The organism is bacterium, from assembly GCA_026398675.1.
In the GTDB taxonomy this organism is placed as follows: Bacteria; RBG-13-66-14; RBG-13-66-14; order RBG-13-66-14; family RBG-13-66-14; genus RBG-13-66-14.
Window position 1 is genome coordinate 1 of record JAPLSK010000015.1, and the last position, 1,953, is coordinate 1,953.

Sequence of the window (1,953 nt, forward strand, 5' to 3'; positions counted from 1 at the left end):
CGGTCGCCCTTGCCGGCATAGGGGTAGAGGATCTTGACCGAAAGCAGGGGCGGTTTAGTTTTTCCGCAGCCGCAGGCCGCCGCGGCCAGAAGGGTGATGAGCAACACGCCAATGACCCCGCGCCTGACCGGGGGAGCGGAAATTTTCCTCGGCACGGCCTCATTATACCTTCCCCGGGAGAACCGTCAACCCGGGGCCCGGCCGGGATTTGCTTTTCGGGTTCCCGGAATATGACCCCAGACGTCCCCGGAGGGGATTTTTTCGACCTTGACAGTGCTTTGTTATTATTCAAAGATAAACACACTAAATTTAATAAGCGGTCCAGGGAAAAGTTTCCCTGGAGGGATAAAATAAAAGATGGTCGGGCCGCCATTCTAAATTTATAGGAAGACGGCTTTTTTTCTGGACGAGGGCAAGAAGAAGAAAAAGGAGGAATTAATCATGCGAGCAAAGAGTTTTTTCGGTACGGGTCTAGCGGTGATGGTCGCGCTCTGGGCGCTCGGCTGCGGCGGGTCATCCCAACAAAGGCAGGGGCCGGCAGGGATCGCGAATGCCACCGTCTGCCTGGACTTGAACGACAACTACGTCTGCGATGCCGACGAACCATCGGCCCAGACGGGCGCGAGCGGCACTTATTCCCTCCAGGCGAAAGAGTCCGACCGATGACGATACCGTCAACACCGCCACCGGCGCCCCGCTCGGGAAGCGCTATGTCCTGGTTTCCGTGATCGGATCGCCCAAGGAGATCTCCGTCTTCAGCACGATTCTATCGGTGCAGACGGCGGTGGACGAGACAGCCTTGAAGACCAGCCTGGGCATCACCGAGGACGCCTCGCTCCTCGGCGGCTACGCCCCCGACGGGGAAATCGCCGGCTATGTCGCCGAGCTGACCCCGCTCTATGCCGACCTCTACGCCGGGGCCGCCGGGAATTCCGCCCTTAATCCGGCCCAGGTGGTCAGCCAGGTGGCGGAGACCATGATCGCGGATGCCACTTTTATTTCCGATTACGTGGAAGACGCCCTCTCGGAAGACCAACTCCCGCCCTCCAACGCCTCCACCACTTCCAAGACCGTAGGCGACGAGATCTTCCAGTCCATTCCCATCGACGCCGCCACCATGAGTTTCGGCATCGGACTGAACGAGATCACCCGCAAGGTGGTTTCCGGGGCCTACTGCCTGGAGGGGCTCCAGAGCGATCTCACTCCGGAGCTCTCGCTCTGCCAGAACACCCGGAGCTACCTCTTCCGCCTGGTGAAGTCGGAAAAGGACCTGCGCGACCTGCTCAACGTGGGCGGCGGGCTCGACCTCGGAACCACGGTGGTTTCCGGCTCGCTCGAGGGGCGATTCGTCGACGAGATGAAAAAAGATTCCTCCTCCATCTACGCCCTGATCAAGGCCGAGTACATCCTCTGCGGCTACAAGATTTTTGACGTCACCCTCAACAACCTCTACCTCAACGGCGACGCGACCCACGCCTCCTACACCAGCAACTACGAGGCCTTCCGCGCGGCCTGCGGCGACCGCTACCTCGACACCATCGCCACCGGCGGCTCCTACTACGGGCTCCTCAAGATCCAGACCGATAGCCTGGACCACAAGCAGGACCTGACCGTCGCGCTCGAGGGCAAGTACGGGAAGGCCGGGATCTCGGTGAGCGTGAGCGGCGACCTGAAAAGCAGCGTCTCCGAGGTGATCAAGAACGAGAACATCACCATCACGGTCGGCTCCCGGGGCGTGAGCCCCGAGTTCCTGGGCCTCGACAACGGGAAGGATCAGCTGATCGACAACCTGGATGATTTCTTCGACGCGGCCGACCAGTTCCTGGACGCCATTTCCAACTCGGATAACGAGTGCCATGACGACGCGGTAGCCTTTAAGAATTGCGCCTACACCGCGAGCTTCGCCGACTACGCCACGGTGGCCCAGGCCAACGTGCGGAACGCCACCCAGGT

The 1,953-nt window shown here is 60.6% G+C and carries 1 protein-coding gene; it reads left to right on the forward strand.

The features are described 5' to 3' along the window. Positions 1-592 precede the first annotated feature (592 nt). Positions 593-1,953 (forward strand): hypothetical protein (locus tag NTW26_00185; protein MCX7020691.1); only part of this gene is annotated, 1,361 nt, incomplete at its 3' end.